Below are 19,157 nucleotides of genomic sequence, written 5' to 3'. Positions count from 1 at the left end.
GCGACGAATCGTCATCGATTCCGTAGGTCATATGGGATGCGAATTCGGCAAAGTCTTGCCAAATGCCGGAAAACGACCAAATGTCGCGCATCGTTTCGAACCACTTCCCCAAAAGCCGCGCATTCCCTGAAAGCAGGACATGATGAATCAAAGACCGTCGATCGCCTTCGTCAAATTTTCTGCGCCACAGACCGCGGCGAACAAGAAGGGCACGGTCTTCGTGCTCTCGGCGGATGAGGGCGGCCTAAGCGACGCCGCCAAGGCCTGCGATCCCGGCAAGACGCTGGAGCGAGCCTTTCCCGTGGCTGAGTTTACGGGCAAGTTCGCCAGCACGGTGGAAGTTCTGGCGCCCCAGGGAGCGTTGCTCGACAGGCTGCTGGCGATAGGCGCCGGCAAGGTGTCTGGGCTCGACGACTATGCGTGGCTGAAGCTTGGCGGCACCATCGCCGCGTCGCTGCGCAAGGCAACCGACGTGACTGTGCTGCTCGATCTCGCCGGTGCATCGCCGAGTGGCAAGGATGCGGCAAGCCTTGCGGCGGGCATTCTTCTGCGCAGCTATTCCTTCGACAAGTACAAGACCAGGAAGGACAAGGACGACGGCAAGGCAGAGCCGAAGAAGCCCGTCAAGGTGACCATCCACACCGCCGATCCTGCCGCTGCGAAGAAGGCCTTCACCGATGCCGAGGCGGTGATCGACGGCGTGCTTCTGGCACGCGACCTCGTCAACGAGCCGGCAAACGTGCTTGGGCCGGTCGAGTTCGCGGCCAAAGCCAAGGAGCTCGAGGCGCTTGGCGTCAAGGTCGAGATATTGGCCGAGAAGGAGATGAAAAAGCTCGGCATGGGCTCGCTGCTCGGCGTCGCGCAAGGCTCGCCACGTGGCGCCCGCATGGCGATCATGCAGTGGAACGGCGGCAAGCCGAAGGATAGCCCGGTCGCCTTCGTCGGCAAGGGCGTCACTTTCGACACCGGCGGCAATTCGATCAAGCCGGCCTCGGGCATGGAGGACATGAAGGGCGACATGGGCGGTGCGGCCGCGGTCACCGGCCTGATGCATGCGCTGGCGGCTCGCAAGGCGAAAGCCAATGTCGTCGGCATCATCGGACTGGTCGAAAACGCCGTCGACGGCCATGCCCAGCGCCCCGGCGATATCGTCACCTCGATGTCGGGCCAGACCATCGAGGTGCTCAATACGGACGCCGAGGGCCGTCTCGTGCTGGCCGACGCGCTGTGGTACTGCAACGATCGCTTCCAGCCGAAATTCATGGTCAATCTGGCGACGCTGACCGGAGCCATCATGGTGGCGCTCGGCCAACATTATGCCGGCCTGTTTTCCAACAATGACGAACTGGCCGAAAAGCTCACGGCGGCGGGGCAGGCAACGCAGGAGCGGCTGTGGCGCATGCCGCTCGGCGCCGAATACGACAAGCTGATCGATTCCAAGAACGCCGACATGAAGAACATCGGCGGCCGCTATGGCGGCGCCACCATTGCCGCACAATTCCTGCAGCGCTTCGTCAAAGAGACCCCATGGGCGCATCTCGACATTGCCGGCACGGCGATGGGTGCGCCGTCGAACGAGATCAACCAATCCTGGGGTTCCGGTTTCGGCGTCAGGCTGCTCGACCGGCTGGTGCGCGACAATTATGAGCAGTGAGCGAATTCAATGACTATAGACTGAAGCGATGGCCGACGTCCTGTTCTACCACCTGACCGAATCGACGCTCGAAGATGCGCTGCCAGGCCTCCTGGAACGCAGCGTCGATCGTGGCTGGCGCGCGGTGGTGCAGACCGGCACCGAGGAGCGCCGCGATGCGCTCGACCAGCATCTGTGGACTTTCCGCGACGATTCGTTCCTGGCGCATGCGACCGATCGTGAGGCTTATCCCGGCGAGCAGCCGATCCTGTTAACCACCGGCGACGGCAATCCCAACCAGGCCAAAATAAGGTTCCTCGTTGACGGCGCGGTGCCGCCTGACCTTGGCGGCTATGAGCGTGCGGTGTTCCTGTTCGACGGCCACGACGCCGCCCAGGTCGAGGCGGCGCGGGGGCACTGGAAGGTGATGAAGGATGCCGGCCATGCCGTGACCTACTGGCAGCAGACGCCAGACCGCCGCTGGGAGCGCAAGGCCTAGTGCCGCTCAGAGGTGACCTCGGTTTTGGAAGAACGGAATCATAAAAGCAAAAATCCAAAGCAGGTCGCCTGAACCGTTCAGTCGACCTGCTTTGGACCAGCGGCTTGTCGCAGAAGACAGTATCTACTGCTTTGCCTTGATCCGGTTCATTTTCCTTGTGACGTAGTCGCCATATTTCAATTTCATCGACTCGTCCGACCGGTTGCGATGCGAGCTCTTGAAAACGTACCATTCGCCATCAGGCGACTTACGCTTGTAGATGACCTTGCCCACCTGGCGGTGCTCGAAGCAGGTCATCGAGCCCTTCACACCCCAGGAGCCGTGCCATTGCGCGCGGTAGCACAACTTGCCGCCTCCGGGGATGAACCACATGCCGTCGCCATAGCCCGACTTACCCTTGTTGTGGGTCCAGGCGTCGAACTGCCGCTGCTTGACGGCAAAGTACCCGGCGCCCTTCTTGCCCCACAGCCACGAATGGTTCTGATAGATCTGGTAGACGCCTTCGTCAGGAACCACTGTGGCCTCTTGCACCTGCTCGGCGATTTTCGTCGCCGCCTTGGCTGTCGCAGGGACCTGGAAGGCAAGAACAAGAACGGAGCAGGCAAATGCCGCTCCGAGACAATTTCCCACTACCCGTTTCACGAAACTTCTCCACAGACTGATTTACGCCACGCCTCAACCCTCATCCCGAACCGCTGGTTCGGGATGGATCACGATCAAACAAGGAGATGGAGATCCGTCCCGATCGCGTCGGGATGGATCGGCACGATGCGTCTACGGCAGGACGTGCTGGGTCACCCTCCAGTCCGGCAGGCCATAGCCATCCAGCCACGGCCACACTTCCTTCTGGTTGAAGTAGACAACCGAAGTCAGCGCCGGGAATTCCGCGTAGGACTTGCGGGTATCTTCCTGCCACTTCGTCACATAGTCCTGCTTTCCGACATAGCCGAGTTCCGCCACCACGATCGGCTTGTTGAAAACCGCGACGCGGTCATAGCCGGGCTTCAGCATCTCGGCGAACGTACGGTCACGACCGGCCTCGTCATTATCCTTTTTCTGGAGACCGAACACAGACAGGCCGATGACATCGACGTAGTCGTCACCAGGGTAATATTTTTCCAGACCCTCTTCGCCTTTGGGTGACCACATGTATTTGGCGGCGGGGGCAGCCTTGCGGCAGACATCGACTTCGCGCTTGTAAGCCGAGATCCAGTCCTTGGGAGCCCAGTTGGCCCAGGTGAAGCGGCCGTTCGTGTCCTCCATTTCCTGAGCCCAGCGAATGGTCACCGGGCTCTTCATCTGTCCCGCCAGGCTGCAGATTGCCTGCATGTTGGCGTCATATTTGCCGCTCAATATGCCGTCGCGCAATTCGGGTGGGGTGATGCGCCAGTCCTTCGACCAGGTCCACGGCTCAACCGTGATCAACAGCGAACGGCCGCGCTGCAGCGCATAGGTGTCGGCTAGCGGCAGCGTTGCCAGATCGACGTCTTCCCAAGGCAGGAACAGCTCTTCGATGCTGGCACTCTTGTCGGTGCTGAAGTCCCCGTAAGGATCATAGGATCCAAACGCCGAGGCGGCGCTGCTCGTCTGGACGGGGTCCGTCACGGCTACGGAGCCAGCGCCTCCTGCAGTGGGGAAAGCGGCGCTCCCGCCCAATACCAGCGCGATTGCAAGTGCATTTGCTGCAGGGTGTTTCATGTAGACCTCCCATGGCCTCAACTTCCTGCGGAAGCTAAAGCTTCGCCCGTGCGCATCGACGCTTGATCGACGCGGCTATCCAAAACCAATCGGCTCTATTGGCGGAATCCGCGGGATTTCGGAGCGACCACTGGCGGGTGTATGAGCTTTCGCACAGAGCCCACCTAAGAATTATCTCTCAAGGCGCCGAGACGTAGGGGCCGTCGAGAGAAAAGTTCGCCGCGATACTCACAAATTCGCGTCAACATCCCGATACATTATCCCTAGCTAAATTAAGAGCCGGTCGCGGCCAAGAGTCAAGGACAATTAACGGTTGCTTAACCTTGACGGCCACAACATGGTTAACGCTGATCGAGTCGAAACCACAGCTCACGGCGTCGACCCCCGCCTGGAATTTCCAACGTTGAAAAATGAGCAGGCTCGCCGCCGCCCAATTCAAGGCCTTAAGTTAACCAGATATCAAGAAACTAAATTAAGTAAAAACTAATTTAGTTGACACTAAGCAAGCGACGGCCGATTCTGCGCCTGGGACTTGAGAGCTTCGGCCGTCTGTCGGCGGAAGCCCAAAGTGGCGGCGAGTAGCGTATGAGTGCTTCGGTTCATGCCGGCATCAGCGGCCATACCAGCAAACGGGCGCATCGATCCGAGCTGGCCGCTGCTGCGCACAAGGGACCCTTTCTGGTGCCCGTGCTGTCGGCCACTCAGCAATGGACATTGAGACTGGGGCTGGCTTTCTGGTTCGTCACGCTCGGGTTTTTCTGGACCTGGTGGCTAAAGCCAGAGCATGTCGAGCATCTCGGGCCATACGCATTCGCGACACTTATTCTGGCATGGCTCACGCTGATGCCGTTGTACTTCCTCTTGAACGTGCATGCGTCGAAAAAACCGTCCAAGCTTCACACGATCCCGAAGCGGTCGCGGGTCGCGATGGTGGTCACCAAGGCCCCGTCCGAACCGTTTGCCGTGGTTGCGCGCACGCTCGAAGCGATGCTGGCGCAGGATTATCCACACGACACCTGGCTGGCGGACGAGGACCCAGCCGAGGAGACGGTTCGCTGGTGCGATGCCCGCAACGTCATGATTTCGACGCGGCGCGGCCGGGAAGATTATCATCGCAAGGTGTGGCCGCGCCGGACGCGATGCAAAGAGGGGAACCTGGCGTTTTTCTACGATCATTATGGCTATGAACGCTATGATTTCGTCGCTCAGATGGATGCCGACCACGTACCGACACCAACCTATCTGAGGGAAATACTGTTTCCCTTCGCCGATCCCTCGGTTGGTTATGTCTCCGCGCCGAGCATTTGCGACAACAATGCCGCCGAGAGCTGGGCGGCGCGCGGCAGGTTGTTTCCGGAAGGGATGTTTCACGGACCCCTGCAGTCCGGCCATACGGGCGGTGGAGCTCCGCTCTGCATCGGCTCGCACTATGCCGTGCGGACCAAGGCGCTGAAGCAGGCGGGCGGTCTCGGTCCGGAACTGGCCGAGGACCATTCCACGTCGATGCTGATCAACGCGGCCGGATGGCGCGGGGTGCACGCGCTCGACGCCATCGCCCATGGCGACGGCCCGCAGACCTTCGCCGATCTCATCACCCAGGAATTCCAGTGGTCGCGCAGCCTGATGACGATCCTGCTCGAATACTCGCCGAGCTATCTTCCCAAGCTGTCGCCGCGGCTGAGGTTCCAGTTCCTCTTTTGCCAGCTCTGGTATCCGCTGTTCGCCGTCTTTGCGTTGTTGATGTACGTCATGCCGATCTATGCGCTGTCCACCGGGCGCAACTTCGCAAATGTCATGTATCTCGATTTCCTGTTCTACTATCTGCCGAACGCCGTCGCCCTGGTCGGCCTGGTGATGCTGCTGAAGGCGTTCGGCGTGTCGCGGCCGATCACGGCCAAGACGATCAGCTGGGAAGGCACGCTATTCCTCTTCTTCGCGCGCTGGCCGTGGGTGCTCGCCGGCACGCTGTCGTCGATCCGCGACTATCTGACCAAATCGTTTGTCGATTTCCGCGTCACGCCCAAGGGCAGCGGCCCCAAGCACCTTCTGCCCGCCCGCGCCTTCGCTCCCTATGTGGCGCTGGCGATCGGTGCGGCGCTGCCGGTGCTGCTGGTGGAGCACCCCTTCGATGCCACCGGCTTCTATTGGTTCGCCGCCTTCAACGCCTTCCTCTATGGGCTTCTGGTGGTGGTTATCGTCGTAAGGCACGTCATCGAGAACAGAATCCCGCTGCGTGCCAATGCCGCGAAAGTCGCCTTTCAGGGGGCGCTTGCCGTGCTGGCGCTGATCGTGCCGGCAGCAGGCTTCTACGATCGTGGCCTGGAAGGCGTCTACGGGCTGCAGCAAGGCGCCGGCGGCTTCCGCATCGTTCGCATCGCTTATGTGGTTTCCGGCGCCGGCCAAGGCAACATTGGTGCCCGCAATTTCTACTTCGACCCAGGTTGGGAAACACGGCGCTGACGCCCAGAGGCATCCGCGCGCAACCAGCTCCTCTGAAACTGCATACGCCTAGATAGTCTGCCTTCATAGCCGACCGACAAGTTGGAACGGCTGCAGGCCAAAAGATCAAATTTTAATAATATCCGATCGAGCGCTGAAAGACCGCGCTCATAATGTCGTTTGCACGAATTTTAATAAGTTCCCGCTAATATTCGGGCTGTGATGTGAGCGGCCAGGGCTACTCACATGGCGCGGAAAGCAAACAAGAGAAAATAGGTCTCCGCGCTCCAGCGACTATATTTGTGGCAGGGGATGGCAATGAAAAAAATTATGAAAAAAGGGGCAAGGATAGGCAAGAAGTACGCCTGTGCATTTGCCGCTATTGCATTGATATCGATGATGTCCGGTTGCCAGAGCATGGATACGACCAAGACCGGCTCGATCGGCACCAAGCCCGTGGTTCATTCGCTCGGTAAGAAGGTGCACCAGAAGCGGCTGCATCTGGTCAACCGCAAACCGCTCACCCGAATGTCCAGTGTGATGCGCACCAGGGAGGTAGCCTATGCGGCCTTCGTACGGACGCAGCGGGTCGGCAGGCCCGCGCCGGTGAAGGTCTCCTACAGCTTGGGCAAGAGCGGCCCTCTTCTGGGGCATTCACCCTGGATTTGTGGTCCGAGCGGTTTTGGGCAACGCGCCAGCTGCCGGTCGCGCTACTAGAGCATCAGACCTGAGGTGGCGGCCGATTTGACCGCCGCCTGGTCTTCGCCGGGGGGCGCGAGTCGAGGGCGAGAGGTTGGGGCGGGCTTTGCGCCTTGCCTCTTGCCCTCCGACCACCATCGGTTCGTTCCGATCAGCTCATGATGGTCGGCCTGGGCGATGCCAGCCGTCATTGTCGCCGGCCGGTGGCCGCGGTCGCGCGACATAGGCCGATGCTCCGTTCGCCTCGTGATAGACGCGCGCCAGCATTTCCGCCAGCACCCCCGACGTCACCATCTGCACCCCGGCGATGAGCAGGAAGAAGCCGGTGAACAGCATCGGGCGTGTTCCGATGTCTTCGGCGAAAAACAGCTTCAGGCAAAGCAGATAGGCAAGGATCAGCGAACCGAGTGCGCCAAGTACGATGCCGATGCCGCCGAAGAAATGCCCGGGCCGTGTGCGATAGCGCATGAAGAAATACATGAACACCAGATCGAGCACGACCCTGAAGGTGCGCGAAATGCCGTATTTGGACTGGCCGTGGATGCGGGCATGATGCGTCACCACCTCCTGCGCGATGCGCCTGGGCGTCGTCACCGTGGCCAGCCATGCCGGGATGAAGCGGTGCATCTCACCATAGAGCTTGACGCTGCGGATGACGTTGCCGCGATAGACCTTGAGGCTGCAGCCATAGTCCTTGAGGCGCACCCCGGTGACGCGCGCGATCAGCGCGTTGGCGATGCGCGAGGGGAGCCTGCGCATGAAAAACCCTTCCTGGCGATCCTTGCGCCAGCCGACCACCAGGTCGAGATCCTCGCTCAGCAAGCGGTAGACCATACGTGGAATATCATACGGATCGTTTTGCAGGTCGCCGTCGATCGTGGCGATGACGTCGCCGCGCGCCGCGTCGATGCCGGCCTGCATCGCGGCGGTCTGCTTGTAGTTGCGTACCAGCTCGACCGCATGCACATGCGGGCCGTAATGCGCTGCCAGGCGCCTGATCTCGCTGACCGTGGCGTCGGTGCTGCCGTCATCGACCAGCACGACCTCCCACGGCTGCTCATAGCTTTCCATCGCCTGGTGAATCCGTGCCAGCAGCGGCTCGACGTTTTCGGCCTCGTTGTACATGGGTACGACGATGGACAGCGTATGGTTCGGCATCACCGCGCCGTCAGGCAGTCCCGAGGCAGGGACGGGCAATATGTTCATTGGGATGGTTTCCTTGCAGGTCCGACAGCCGGGTTCCCGGGCAGCGTCGATTTCGAGGGAAACAGCCAGGCGATCGCACCGGTGACGATGGCCGAGCAGAAGATGAACAGGTGCAGCGCCAGCGCCGCCTGCAGGCCATTCTTCATCGCGATTCCGGAGGTGAGCAGCGCCGCCGCCGCTCCTGCTTCATAGGTGCCGAAGCCGGCGACGCCTTGCACCGGCAATATGGCGGCGCCTTCGGCCCCGACCGCGCCGGGAAAGGCGGTCGAAAAGGATGTCCCCAGCAGCATTGCCAGCAACCATCCCTGCACGGTGAGCTTCAGCGACCAGTTGGCGATCGTCCACCACCAGCCGTAGCGCGAGCGCCCGGTCGCCTCGGTGAAGGTGTCGCGAAGCAGGCCGAGCTTCGCCACGATCCTGCTGCGCCCGGCCCAGTCATGCGGCGCGCGCGCCCAGCGCGGCAGGTACCAGGCGGCGGCGATCAACGCGGCGACGCCCGCTATCCTTATCGCCGGATGCAGGCCCGGCCACACCGCCAGGGCCAGCACGCCGACGACGAAGCCGTCCTGCAGTCTGAACCACAGCAGAGAGGCGCTGGCGCGCATGATCGGTATGCCGAAGACCTGCCGCAGGAGCAGGGGAAAGGCCGTCTCGCCGCCGCGGAAGGGCACGACGTTGATCATCGCATTGTGGATCAGGATGACGCGCAGGCAGGCGCCGAAACGGCCATGCACCTCGTCGCGGAACTCGTCGCAGACGCGCAGCGCGCGCAGCACGTAGGTGACGAACAGGGCAAAAGTGACAGCCGCGAATGCGCCGGGCGTGATGCGTGCGAAAGCGTCGCCGACCATCTCCCAGCGCGAATCGCTGACGACCCAGGCCAGCAGGGCCAAGGTCACGACAATCGAAATCACCCGTTTCAACAATTCAACAATTCCTTCGCAGGCTTTCGCCCTCGAGTTCCGTCGGACGCGGCGTGCTGTATCTCAAGATCCGCGGCATTGGTAGCGGATCGGGTCGCCGGTCGACCACATTGCCTGGCATGCGGGGGACGAACGGCCGTTTCGCGCAACCGCCGGCGGCCGTCACATTCCGGCCCTTGCCTGATCTCCGGCCCAGGCCGCTTGCCGGTCCGGCTCCATCAGGGGAGGCCAAGTCTATAGATCAGCAGCCTATCCGAATCCACAAGCTTGGTCGCGGTTTTGTCCAGATACTCGACCACCCCTTTATGATGCTCCATGAACAGCCGGTCCTTCTTGTCGGCCGCGTTCTTGGCGACACCGAACAGGTCGGCGCCTTGCGCGCGCAAGTCCTCGAGCTGCGCGACTGCGGTGGCGTCATCGGCGACGAATTTGGACCATTCGACGTCGCCGCCGCCTGGCGGGAACACCCAGCCGCGCGTTCGGCTGTAATAGACGGGGACGGGATCGCCGACCTCGGGTGCAATGGCGATGACGAGATCGCCGGGCCTGGCGAGCCGCGCCAGTTCCTCGCCGAGCAACTTGCCGTCCATGGCGATCGGCGCCTTCATAGTCGCGACGAGCGGGAAGGTCGACCAGACGAGCGTGACGGCAGCGAGGCAGACCGCGCGCAGCACGACAGCCGGCGACAGGACGGCGCCGGACCCAAACGTTACCAGCAAAAGCGCGCCGCGGCCGCAGAACATCGCGAACGGCACATGGAAGATGTGATAGTTCCACGGATTGCTGGTGATCTCGCGCGCCGCGGCCAGATAAACGACCATGGCAGCGGCCAGCCAAACATAGGGAATGGCCGAAAGGGTACGTTGCTTCGGGTCCTCGACGGGTCTGGGCGGCATCCAGAAGCCGACCGCGATCAGCACCATGAACGGATAGCCGTAGAACCACCAGACCGAGGTGTTCCATACGGATTTGAAGTAGAAGCTGTTCCTGAAGAATGTCCAGAAACCGGAATCCCAGATATAGCCGCTGCCCGCGACATGAAACGGCGGGTAGCTGCGGCCGAGATAGATCGCCCAGCTGAAATAGGCGCCTATGATGGCCAGGCTCAAAAACCCCGACAGGAGGACCACGGTCGCCTGCTTTCGCTTCTTCTGCAGAATCCAGCAGACCATCAGGTAGAAGATGACGGCGCCGGCGGCGAGACCCGGTGGCTTTGCCAGCACGCCAAGCGAAAAGCTGGCCGTTGCGAGCGGCAAGAGCCAGCCGCTGCCGCCGGCCCAGAATTTGGCGAACAGCCAGACGCCGAGTGTCACCAGGGCCAGCATCGCGGGATCGGGAAGAAACGAGCTGTCGATCATGATCGCCGCCGGCATCAGCGCATAGGCAAGGGCCGCGGCGTGGGCGTGCGTTTCGCCCCAGCACAGCGCCGTTAGTCTGTGCAGCGAAAAGACCGTCAACAGGCCGAACAAGGCCGCGACCATCCGGCCGAACCAGTCGTGCCAGCCGAAGAGTTGGTAGAGCAGGGCGGTCAGATAGCTGACGATCTGGAACTCGCGGCCCTGATAGCTCGGCCCTGGTCCGGTCCAACTGATCTCAGGGAAAAAGATGTTCCAGCTGCGCTGCTGGAAATTGTCCGCCATCATTGCCGTACTTGTCTCGCGCCAGCTGAAGGCGTCGACTAGCGGCAAGGTGATGTTGTGGAACCTGAACACCACTGCAATGAAAAGGATTCCCAGTAAGATAGCCGTGTTTGAGCTCAGGGTGTTGCGAGCAGCCATGTCCCGGTCGGTCGACTGCTGCAGGTATTGTTGAACTTCGGCCTGATTCAATTCCGGGTCGTCCGTCATTTGAAACCGCGTCCTCCCTGACGCTTGCGGATTGCTTTTTGCGCGCGATTGTCAAAGGTGCAGCAGTATACGGCGCAATCCTTAATTTTGGCGACACAGGTTGCGTGCGTCTCGAATAGTTGCTGTCCGTCCGCTTCGTGAAAGTTGACATCACGGTTCTCGCGGCTGTTAAGTAGTTCGCATGGCTGTCGCTGATAGCGCTGCCCGGGGTCAAAGGACATGCGAACGCCAATTGTGCCGATAGCTCCGACCAGATTGCCGCCGCTTGGTGGCGGTGGTCGGCGACACAAGGAACGTCGTCGGTCCGCAAATTGCACGCAGCTCGTGTTTCTCCTCGCCCTCTGCAGCCAGACGGCGCTTTCGGGAACGGCGCAGGCGGCTGCGGCTAGGGAAAACAGGCCTGCGGAAGCGGTTGCCGCCACCGTTCCGACTGCCTACGAGTTATCGCTTCTTTACGCCGACCGCACATGGGTGTGGAAAAACGGAGCCGCCTATTTCGCACAGGCCAATCGACGCCTCGAGGCCTGGACGTCCGGGCAAGACACGGCATCTTTCGCCGGGGGCAGATGGCTGGTGACCGACGGAGGCAAGATGTGCATGGAGCTCGCCTGGCGGTCGACGAGCTACACCGGCAAGCAAAACCGTACCTGCTACAGCCACCGGATCCAGGGCGGGAACATCGAGAAACGCAAGGATCCAGACGGGGAATGGTACAGTTTCAAGCGATCTCCCGAGGGTCTTTCCGACGAATACCGGAAATTCGAAGTGGGCAACACGAAGGGCGCGCAGTTCGAAGAGGCCCGCAAGCTGGTCGGGTCCAAGAAGTAGCTTGTGTTTCAGCCGCGCCTGTCAAGCAACCGGCGAATCGCTTATGATGAAGCCTTGAGCGGTTCGGCTGGCGCGATCAGCGCGCCGAACGCCGATTGATCGCATTCAGTCGCATTCCATTCCATCTGCCAGAACGACGAGACGACGAGCCTACCATACGGGTTTCATGAAATTTAATAATTAGTGATGTCTAATATTCCTGCGTGATATGCGAGTGGTTGCTTATGCGGCGTGGAAGCGACGAGTGTGTCGCGACGCGCCGTTGGCTTATACTTGATAACAAGGGACACATGATGAACAATTCCGCAATGGGCGCATTTCGCCCAGGCAAAAATATAGTATCCATCGTCGCGGCCGCGGCGATGATCTCTACGATTGCAGGCTGTCAGGGTATGGATACGACCGAAACCAATTCGGTCCTCATCAAGCCCGTGGTCCACACGGTCCGCGGCCAGCCTACAGTCCAGCCGGTCCAAGCTAGCTTCGTGCGTTCGCTCAGAGCCGAGCCGACGATCCAGATGACCAGCACAGTACGGACGGCTGAAAGAGATTACGCCTTTGCATCGGTGCAGCGGATCAAAGTCCGCACGCCGACACCGGTGAAAGTCTCATTCAATCCGAGCAATGGTGGCACGTTCTCGGGCGGTTCGCCTTACATCTGCAGCCCTAGCGGGTTTGGCCAACGCGCGAGCTGCCACCCCCGTTATCTCTGATCTGTCGAGCGGCGATAGACGCTGTCGCCGCGGTCGGCGGCAGTCTCATCGGCTTCGTCTTCAGCCCAAAGAATGGGGCAGCCGTCCTGACGATCGTGTCGATGTCGGAAAGCTCCGGCACAAAACCAAGCTGTTCGCGTGCGCTTCCCGGATCGGCGTAGAGCTCCGCCGGATCGCCCGGGCGCCGGCTCCTGTAGACGGCCGGAACCGGTCTTGACGTCATGCGGCTGACCGCTTGGACGATCTCTTTGATGGACACGCCTCGTCCGGTGCCGAGGTTGACCGCCAGGCTCCGTCCGCCGCCCTCGAGATGCATGAGAGCCTTCAGATGGGCGCGGGCAAGGTCGCTGACATGGATATAGTCGCGTACGCAGGTGCCGTCCGATGTATCGTAGTCCGTGCCGAAAACCTCGATCTCGTCGATGATGCCCGATGCGGCCATGAGCACCCTGGGGATCAGGTGGGTTTCCGGCGAATGCCACTCACCAAGCTCGCCGTCGGGGTCGGCGCCGCAGGCGTTGAAATAACGCAGGATCGCGAATTTCATGCCGTATGCCGACGCGTAGTCGCTGATGATCTGTTCGCCCATCAGCTTGCTGCGTCCGTAAGGGCTGATCGGGTTTTGCGCGGAGGTCTCGCGCACGGGCAGTGCTTCCGGCACGCCATAGGTAGCGCAGCTGCTGGAGAAGATGGTGTTCTCGATTGAGTTCGCGCGCGCCGCATCGAGCACCGCGATGGTGCCTGTTACGTTGGTCGAATAATATTCGGCCGGCTCGTGAACGGACTCGCCGACATAGGCCAGCGCCGCAAAGTGGATCACCGCCGTCGGCCGATACGCCTTCATCGCCGCCCGCAGTGCCTCCTGGTTCCGGATATCGCCGACGACTAGCGGACCCCAAGCGACGGATTTCTCGTTGCCGCGGCTCAGATTGTCGAAAACCACCGGCATATAACCGGCTGCGGCCAGCAGCTTGCAGGTGTGGCTGCCGATGAAACCGGCCCCACCCGTCACCAGGATTGCCGGCAAGGTCATGAAGCCGCGGCCCCTTTGGCCATCCGGCTTCCGTAGAGCAGAGTGTCGAAATACTCGACGGTATGTGCGAGCCCCTGGCGCAGGCTGACTTTCGGCTCCCAGCCAAGATTGGCCCTGGCAAAGGAAATGTCCGGTTTGCGCTGTCTGGGATCGTCTATCGGCAGCGGTCGATGCACGATCTTCGATCGGGAGTTGGTGTAATCGACGACCAGTGTCGCCAGTTCCATGATGGTGAATTCAGCGGGGTTGCCAAGGTTGACCGGGTGCGCGGGCGCTTTCGGCGCATTCATCAACCGGACAAAGCCCTCGATCAGGTCGTCGGCATAGCAGAAGGAACGCGTCTGCAGGCCGTGGCCATAGACGGTCAGGTCTTTGCCGCGCAGCGCCTGGACAACGAAGTTCGAAACCACGCGCCCGTCATCGGGTTGCATGCGGCGGCCGTAGGTGTTGAAAATGCGGGCGACGCGGATATCGAGGCCATAGGTTCTCGAATAGTCGAAGAACAGGGTTTCGGCCGAGCGCTTGCCCTCGTCGTAGCAGGACCGTGGTCCGTGTGTATTGACGTTGCCGAAGTAGCTCTCGGGCTGTGGGTGCACGAAGGGGTCGCCATAGACTTCGGACGTCGAGGCTTGGAATATCTTGGCCTTGTTCTGTCGCGCGAGCTCCAGAAGGTTCAGCGAACCAAACACGCTTGTCTTGAACGTATGAATCGGGTCTGCCTGGTAGTGCGGCGGAGAGGCTGGGCAGGCGAGATTGTAGATCTCGTCGCACTGAAGATCCAAAGGCAGTGCATTGACGATATCGTGCTCGATGCACGTGAATCTCGGATTACGCAGAAGGGCATTGAGATTGTATCTCTTGCCGGTGTGAAAATTGTCCAACACGACAACGTCGTATCCGTCTCGCAAAAGACGTTCGCACAGATGCGATCCTAAAAATCCCGCGCCTCCGGCGACCAAGGCGCGGCTTCGGTTTTGGTTGGCGCCCCTTTGACTGCCGGATTCCAGTTTCAGAACCTTGACAAGCTTACTCATGCTGCCCTCGCACGCACACGCTACCGCCAAGCCGGACAAAGCATCGCCCGGCCACGTCCCTGAGAACGCGGCAAACCCTCCGCATCTGCGGAATCGCCATCGCTGATGTGCGTTAGTTGTTCTTTGGGTTCGCGAAGCTGGTGCGGCTACACGACCAATGTGCTGCCGTTCAGCATTCTCTGCGCCCGGAAATCGCGATCACACGCCTTTTGCCATCATCGTCGATTGCTCGCCCAAATTGCACATCCCAACGCATCGAAAATATACCTGTGAAGATCATAGTCAACTAAATTAGCAATTCCTTAAGCATATCCGTTTACGAATGGTTAATCATGAGGCCAGCGCCTTGCCCAAGGCGCACAAGCTCCGGAAGCTGGATGGCTGCCGCAACTGGCCATCGCCTTTTGATCGTCAGGACGCTATTGGCAAGGTCCGATACCTTGTGGTGGTGCGAATGCGCTTTCTGTTTGTCCTGATCCTGCTCGCCGGCACCGGCATCGGTGTCATCTATCCCTGGGCGATGAGCAATTTCTCCGGCCATGAGATCGGCATCTGGCGGGTCTATGAGCAGGGCCGCTTCAAGCCGCTGACGGTTCCGCTCTCCGGCCGCGACGAGCCGGTGCGGGTGCTGGTCGACCTGACCGCAAGAGCCGAGCGCATCGTTTCGCAGCAGCGCACCGTGCTGACGCTGACCGCCGCCAGCAATGGCCGAACGGTGCTCGCCTCGACGCTGCAGTTCAACCATTCCGAGAACCCTCGCCAGGCAAGCCCGCAACTGCCCGACAAGATCTTTCGTGACGAGGCCGGCGTGATCGCGACCGTCAGCCCTGGCCCCTATACCTTTACCGTCGGGCCAGGTGATGCCGACGACATACCGATGCGAGCGGTCGATCTCATCTTGCGCTCCGGTGTCGGCGAGATCGACAGCCGCGCGCGGCCGGTCGGCTACGCGCTGATGGCGATCGGCTTTCTCGGGTTTTTGCTGACCTTGCGTTCTGGCGGCGGCGGCCGGCCGGGAAATCCGAACTCACAGCCGCCACCGCCGCGCTGGGGCAGGGGATCCAAGTGAACTACCGCCACGCCTATCATGCCGGGAATTTCGCCGACGTCGTCAAGCATGTCGTACTGACGCGATTGCTCGAATATCTGAAGCAGAAGGACAAGGCGTTTCGCGTCATCGACACCCATGCCGGCATCGGCCGCTACGATCTGTCGTCGGTCGAAGCGCAGAAGACCGGTGAGTGGCAAGCCGGCATCGGCAGGCTGATCGATGGCTCGTTTGCGGCGCCGGTGGCGGCACTGCTTGCGCCTTATCTGGAGACGGTACGGTCGCTCAACCCCGAGGGCGGCATCCAGAAATATCCGGGCTCGCCGCTGATCGCGCGTCATCTCATGCGCAAGCAGGACCGGCTGACGGCGATCGAGCTGCACCCCAAGGATGTCGCGAAGCTGAGGACGTTCTTTGCCGGCGATTTCCAGGCCCGGATCATCGAGCTCGATGGCTGGCTGGCGCTCGGCGCGCATCTGCCGCCGAAGGAAAAGCGCGGCCTGGTGCTCATCGATCCGCCATTCGAGGAAGCGGGCGAGTTCGAGCGCCTCGTCGACGGGCTCATGAGGGCGCACAAGCGGTGGCCCGGCGGCATCTATGCGCTGTGGTATCCGATCAAGGACCGCAAGGCGATCATCGCCTTCCGCAAGGCGCTGAAGCAGTCCGGCATCCCGAAGCTGCTCGACATCGAATTCGAGATCAGACCCGCTTCTTCGGAACCCAGCCTCGATGGCAGTGGCCTGCTGGTGGTCAACCCGCCATTCACGCTGGAGGGTGAGCTGCGGACGCTGCTGCCGGCTTTGCACCGACTGCTTGCCGTGGAAAAGCCGGCGCACTGGTCGCTGGAATGGCTGGCCGGAGAGCAGGCTTGACGGCGAAGGGGCTCGCCCTCCCTCGGTCCAGTTGTCGATGTGCCGGTCCCACGCCAGTCTGGCTTTGGCCAACGCCGTTCCAGACTGGGAAACCATTGTTTCGGCAACCGCTTGACCGCCGCCAAGCGAATCCGCACAGTGCGCGCAATCGACCTTGAGAGGCTGCCATGACTCGCTTCGCCAAATCCGCACTTGCCGCTCTGATTTCGCTTTGCACTCCGCTTGCCGCGCCTCTCGGCGTCACCCAGGCCGCGCAGGCCGCCGATCTTACGGTCTATACCGATGAGGACAGCGGCGTCTGCGGCGAAGCCTGGGTGCTGAACAAGATCACCAGCCGCTTCTCCTACCAGGTGCACCACGTGCCGCATCTGCCTGATGTGCAGATCACCGATTTCCGGCGCATCCACCAGCATCGCTATCTGGCGGCCAGCGACACCTGGCCGATCGGCCGCCGTTATTGCGGCGCCACCGTCAGCCTGTCCGACGGCCGCGATCGCACCATCTGGTACCTGATCGAGGAAGGCCAGGGCTTTGCCTCGATCGGTGACAATGTCGAATTCTGCGTCTCGGGCTTCGACCGCTGGATGGTCTACAACGGCCGCTGCCGCGTTCTGCGCTGAACTCGGCTTTCCGTTCCAATCTCTTCGCGCCCGCGGCTTGATCGGCTGCGGGCGTTTTTCCGTGCTGTATTGACAGAAAGGTGCGATCCGCCGCATAGCTATGAGACAGACCTGTCTCATCACTCGGTAGGTGTCATGACATCATCGCCTGCTTCCGACAAACGCCAGCATATCGTCGAAACGGCCTACGCGCTGTTTAAGCGCGCCGGCTTCCATGCCACCGGCATTGACCGGATCATCGCCGAGGCCGAGGTGGCCAAGATGACGATGTATCGCCACTTCCCCAGCAAGGACGAACTGATCGTCGAGGTGCTCGACTATCGCGCCATGCGTTTCGACCGCCAGCTCGACCGGCTCGCCCAAGAAGGCGCCACGCCGGAGCAGAAAATCACCAGAATCTTCGACTGGCATGAACGCTGGTTCCGCAGCCCGGATTTCCACGGCTGCCTGTTCGCGCATGCGCTGGCCGAATTCGGCGATCCCAGGCATCCGGTGTTCAAGGCCGTTGCCAGGCAGAAGAACGGCCTCAAGCGGCGCATGCAGTCGATCCTCGAAGAGGTGATGCCGCGTGGCCGCGCCGAGAGTGTGGCGGCGACACTGCTTATGTTGATCGAAGGCGCGACCTTGCTGGCGCAGATGGGGCAGGCGGGCACCGCCATTCGCGACGCCCGCAAGGCGGCCCTGGGCATCATCGCTGCTTCGCGCAGGCCGCAGTGAGCCCGCTGGTTATCGGGCTCGCGCTGTTTGCCGCTGTTCTGCACGCGACCTGGAACGCCTTCCTGCGAACCGGGGCCGACAGGTTGTGGACCGTCACCGTCATGAGCTTTTCCAGCACGGCGCTCGCCATTCCCTTCGCTGCGTTGCACGCTCTTCCGGCCGCGCCGGCCTGGCCCTATGTCATGCTCTCGGCCTGCCTGCAGGTCGGCTACAGCGTGTTTCTGGTGGCCGCCTACAGATATGGCGAGCTGGGACAGGTCTATCCGATCGTTCGCGGCAGCGTGCCGCTGCTGGTCACGCTCGGCGGGTTCCTCCTGGCCAACCAGCAGCTCACCATGCCGCAGACCGTCGGCGTCGCGCTGGTCGCTGGCGGCATCATGGGTCTTTCGCTCGGACAAGGCAGGGCCGCCACAACGTCGATACTCTATGCGCTGGCAACGGGAGCGATCATTGCCGCCTATGCGACGGTCGACGCGATCGGTGTTCGCGCGGCGGGAAATGCCGCCGCCTACACCGCCTGGGTGCTGCTGCTCTACGGAGCCTTGCTGCCGGCGACCTTCGTCGCCTGCCGTGGCCGGCTCATCGTCAACCCGCGGGCGCCCGAAACCTGGAAGGCGCTGGGCGGCGGCATGTTCGCTCTTCTGGCCTATGGTGTCGTGGTCGCCGCCTTTGCGCTTGGGCCGGCAGGTCCGATCACCGCGATCCGCGAAACCAGCGTCGTCTTCGCGGCCTTTATCGGACGCCTGTTTCTCGGCGAGATGCTGACGCCCAGGCGCGTCGGCGCCTGCGCCATCGTCGCACTCGGCGCCATCTGCCTCGGCTATCAGCCGTGACGGAAATGCGTATCGCTCGCCGGCACAGGCAGCAGGCACACCAACGGCACCTGCGTTACAGTGTTCGTCACACGCTGAGATTTCGCCCGATCGCCCACGCTATTTTCTGGGCGGCGCCGCCTCGGCCTGATCGAGGATATTGCGCAGGAACGCGGCGTGGCCGCGGAACGCACGCCGTCCGCTCGTCGTCGCCCTGACGCGCGTCTGCGGCCGGCGGCCGACGAACAGCTTTTCGATGTCGACATAGCCGGCCCTGGCCAGCGTATCGAGATGCGCGCCGAGATTGCCGTCGGTAACGTCCACGATGGCCTTCAACTGGCTGAAGTCCAGCGTTTGTCGCCTTTCCAGCATGTTCAGGGCAGCCATGATCCTGAGCCGTGTGCTCTGGTGGATGATTTCGTCGGCACTCATAAATCAGCTCCGATGCGACCAGAGATCACCGACGACGAGGCCGCTGCCATGGGTCGCCGTCTCCGCAATCTCGAACAGCGAAGGCGCCGCTTGCTCCCGTGCGA

Annotated in this window: 18 protein-coding genes; 10 read left to right on the top strand and 8 right to left on the bottom strand. The window is 61.6% G+C overall.

Annotation, left to right across the window (positions count from 1 at the left end; all coding sequences use genetic code 11):
• Window positions 1–142: 142 nt before the first annotated feature.
• Together ACSQ3L_RS23725 and ACSQ3L_RS23720 are read left to right on the top strand one after the other, a co-directional pair.
• A complete protein-coding gene (locus ACSQ3L_RS23725; protein ID WP_436163515.1) occupies window positions 143–1,654 on the top strand; it encodes a leucyl aminopeptidase in 1,512 nt (503 codons plus the stop codon).
• A gap of 28 nt (window positions 1,655–1,682) precedes the next feature.
• Window positions 1,683–2,132: a DNA polymerase III subunit chi gene (locus tag ACSQ3L_RS23720; protein ID WP_109662848.1), complete on the top strand. Its 450-nt coding sequence runs from the start codon at window positions 1,683–1,685 to the stop codon at window positions 2,130–2,132.
• A gap of 123 nt (window positions 2,133–2,255) precedes the next feature.
• Here the strand turns inward: ACSQ3L_RS23720 and ACSQ3L_RS23715 are convergent, their stop codons facing one another.
• Together ACSQ3L_RS23715 and ACSQ3L_RS23710 are read right to left on the bottom strand one after the other, a co-directional pair.
• Window positions 2,256–2,774, bottom strand: coding sequence for a DUF995 domain-containing protein (locus ACSQ3L_RS23715; protein WP_436162111.1), 519 nt, complete (start codon window positions 2,772–2,774; stop codon window positions 2,256–2,258).
• Window positions 2,775–2,906: 132 nt separating this feature from the next.
• Window positions 2,907–3,830, bottom strand: coding sequence for a glycoside hydrolase family 26 protein (locus ACSQ3L_RS23710; protein WP_436162110.1), 924 nt, complete (start codon window positions 3,828–3,830; stop codon window positions 2,907–2,909).
• A 585-nt stretch (window positions 3,831–4,415) separates the two neighbouring features.
• Between ACSQ3L_RS23710 and ACSQ3L_RS23705 the strand changes: the two genes are divergently transcribed.
• Both ACSQ3L_RS23705 and ACSQ3L_RS23700 read left to right on the top strand, forming a co-directional pair.
• Window positions 4,416–6,290 (top strand): glycosyltransferase family 2 protein, encoded by a 1,875-nt coding sequence (locus ACSQ3L_RS23705; RefSeq protein WP_436162109.1) that lies wholly within the window; start codon window positions 4,416–4,418, stop codon window positions 6,288–6,290.
• 297 nt (window positions 6,291–6,587) lie between these two features.
• Entirely contained in the window at window positions 6,588–6,986 is a 399-nt protein-coding gene (locus ACSQ3L_RS23700; RefSeq protein ID WP_436162108.1) for a hypothetical protein, read from the top strand.
• A 138-nt stretch (window positions 6,987–7,124) separates the two neighbouring features.
• Here ACSQ3L_RS23700 and ACSQ3L_RS23695 read toward each other — a convergent pair whose 3' ends face one another.
• The 3 genes from ACSQ3L_RS23695 to ACSQ3L_RS23685 form a co-directional block, all read right to left on the bottom strand.
• Window positions 7,125–8,174, bottom strand: coding sequence for a glycosyltransferase family 2 protein (locus ACSQ3L_RS23695; RefSeq protein ID WP_436162107.1), 1,050 nt, complete (start codon window positions 8,172–8,174; stop codon window positions 7,125–7,127).
• Window positions 8,171–9,088, bottom strand: a complete 918-nt coding sequence (locus ACSQ3L_RS23690; protein WP_436163514.1) for a lysylphosphatidylglycerol synthase domain-containing protein — start codon at window positions 9,086–9,088, stop codon at window positions 8,171–8,173. Before ACSQ3L_RS23690 ends, ACSQ3L_RS23695 begins: the two co-directional genes overlap by 4 nt.
• Window positions 9,089–9,315: 227 nt before the next feature.
• A complete protein-coding gene (locus ACSQ3L_RS23685) occupies window positions 9,316–10,944 on the bottom strand; it encodes an ArnT family glycosyltransferase (protein ID WP_436162106.1) in 1,629 nt (542 codons plus the stop codon).
• A gap of 324 nt (window positions 10,945–11,268) precedes the next feature.
• Between ACSQ3L_RS23685 and ACSQ3L_RS23680 the strand changes: the two genes are divergently transcribed.
• A complete protein-coding gene (locus ACSQ3L_RS23680; protein WP_436162105.1) occupies window positions 11,269–11,772 on the top strand; it encodes a DUF995 domain-containing protein in 504 nt (167 codons plus the stop codon).
• Between the two features lie 666 nt (window positions 11,773–12,438).
• Here the strand turns inward: ACSQ3L_RS23680 and galE are convergent.
• Window positions 12,439–13,518: a UDP-glucose 4-epimerase GalE gene (gene galE / locus ACSQ3L_RS23675; RefSeq protein WP_436162104.1), complete on the bottom strand. Its 1,080-nt coding sequence runs from the start codon at window positions 13,516–13,518 to the stop codon at window positions 12,439–12,441.
• Window positions 13,515–14,552 carry a UDP-glucuronic acid decarboxylase family protein gene (locus tag ACSQ3L_RS23670; RefSeq protein ID WP_436163513.1) on the bottom strand — a complete coding sequence of 346 codons (1,038 nt, stop codon included), beginning with the start codon at window positions 14,550–14,552 and terminating at the stop codon, window positions 13,515–13,517. Before ACSQ3L_RS23670 ends, galE begins: the two co-directional genes overlap by 4 nt.
• 454 nt (window positions 14,553–15,006) lie before the next feature.
• Here ACSQ3L_RS23670 and ACSQ3L_RS23665 point away from each other — a divergent pair, with 454 nt between their 5' ends.
• The 5 genes from ACSQ3L_RS23665 to ACSQ3L_RS23645 all read left to right on the top strand — a co-directional run bounded on the left by ACSQ3L_RS23665 (window position 15,007) and on the right by ACSQ3L_RS23645 (window position 18,642).
• Entirely contained in the window at window positions 15,007–15,621 is a 615-nt protein-coding gene (locus ACSQ3L_RS23665; RefSeq protein ID WP_436162103.1) for a hypothetical protein, read from the top strand.
• Window positions 15,618–16,472, top strand: a complete 855-nt coding sequence (locus tag ACSQ3L_RS23660; protein ID WP_436162102.1) for a 23S rRNA (adenine(2030)-N(6))-methyltransferase RlmJ — start codon at window positions 15,618–15,620, stop codon at window positions 16,470–16,472. The genes ACSQ3L_RS23665 and ACSQ3L_RS23660 overlap by 4 nt, the downstream gene beginning before the upstream one ends.
• Window positions 16,473–16,639: 167 nt before the next feature.
• The gene (locus ACSQ3L_RS23655) at window positions 16,640–17,092 is read left to right on the top strand and encodes a hypothetical protein (RefSeq protein WP_436162101.1); all 453 of its coding nucleotides are present in this window, start codon (window positions 16,640–16,642) and stop codon (window positions 17,090–17,092) included.
• Between the two features lie 135 nt (window positions 17,093–17,227).
• Window positions 17,228–17,809, top strand: a complete 582-nt coding sequence (locus ACSQ3L_RS23650; protein WP_436162100.1) for a TetR/AcrR family transcriptional regulator — start codon at window positions 17,228–17,230, stop codon at window positions 17,807–17,809.
• Window positions 17,806–18,642 carry an EamA family transporter gene (locus tag ACSQ3L_RS23645; protein WP_436162099.1) on the top strand — a complete coding sequence of 279 codons (837 nt, stop codon included), beginning with the start codon at window positions 17,806–17,808 and terminating at the stop codon, window positions 18,640–18,642. The genes ACSQ3L_RS23650 and ACSQ3L_RS23645 overlap by 4 nt, the downstream gene beginning before the upstream one ends.
• 99 nt (window positions 18,643–18,741) lie before the next feature.
• On the opposite strand, the gene ACSQ3L_RS23640 is transcribed toward ACSQ3L_RS23645, so the two are convergent.
• Entirely contained in the window at window positions 18,742–19,053 is a 312-nt protein-coding gene (locus ACSQ3L_RS23640; RefSeq protein WP_436162098.1) for a transcriptional regulator, read from the bottom strand.
• Window positions 19,054–19,157: the final 104 nt, after the last annotated feature.

The sequence above is a fragment of the Mesorhizobium sp. LjRoot246 genome, from assembly GCF_964254115.1.
Lineage (GTDB): Bacteria > Pseudomonadota > Alphaproteobacteria > Rhizobiales > Rhizobiaceae > Mesorhizobium.
This window is presented reverse-complemented; position numbering and strand designations above follow the sequence as displayed.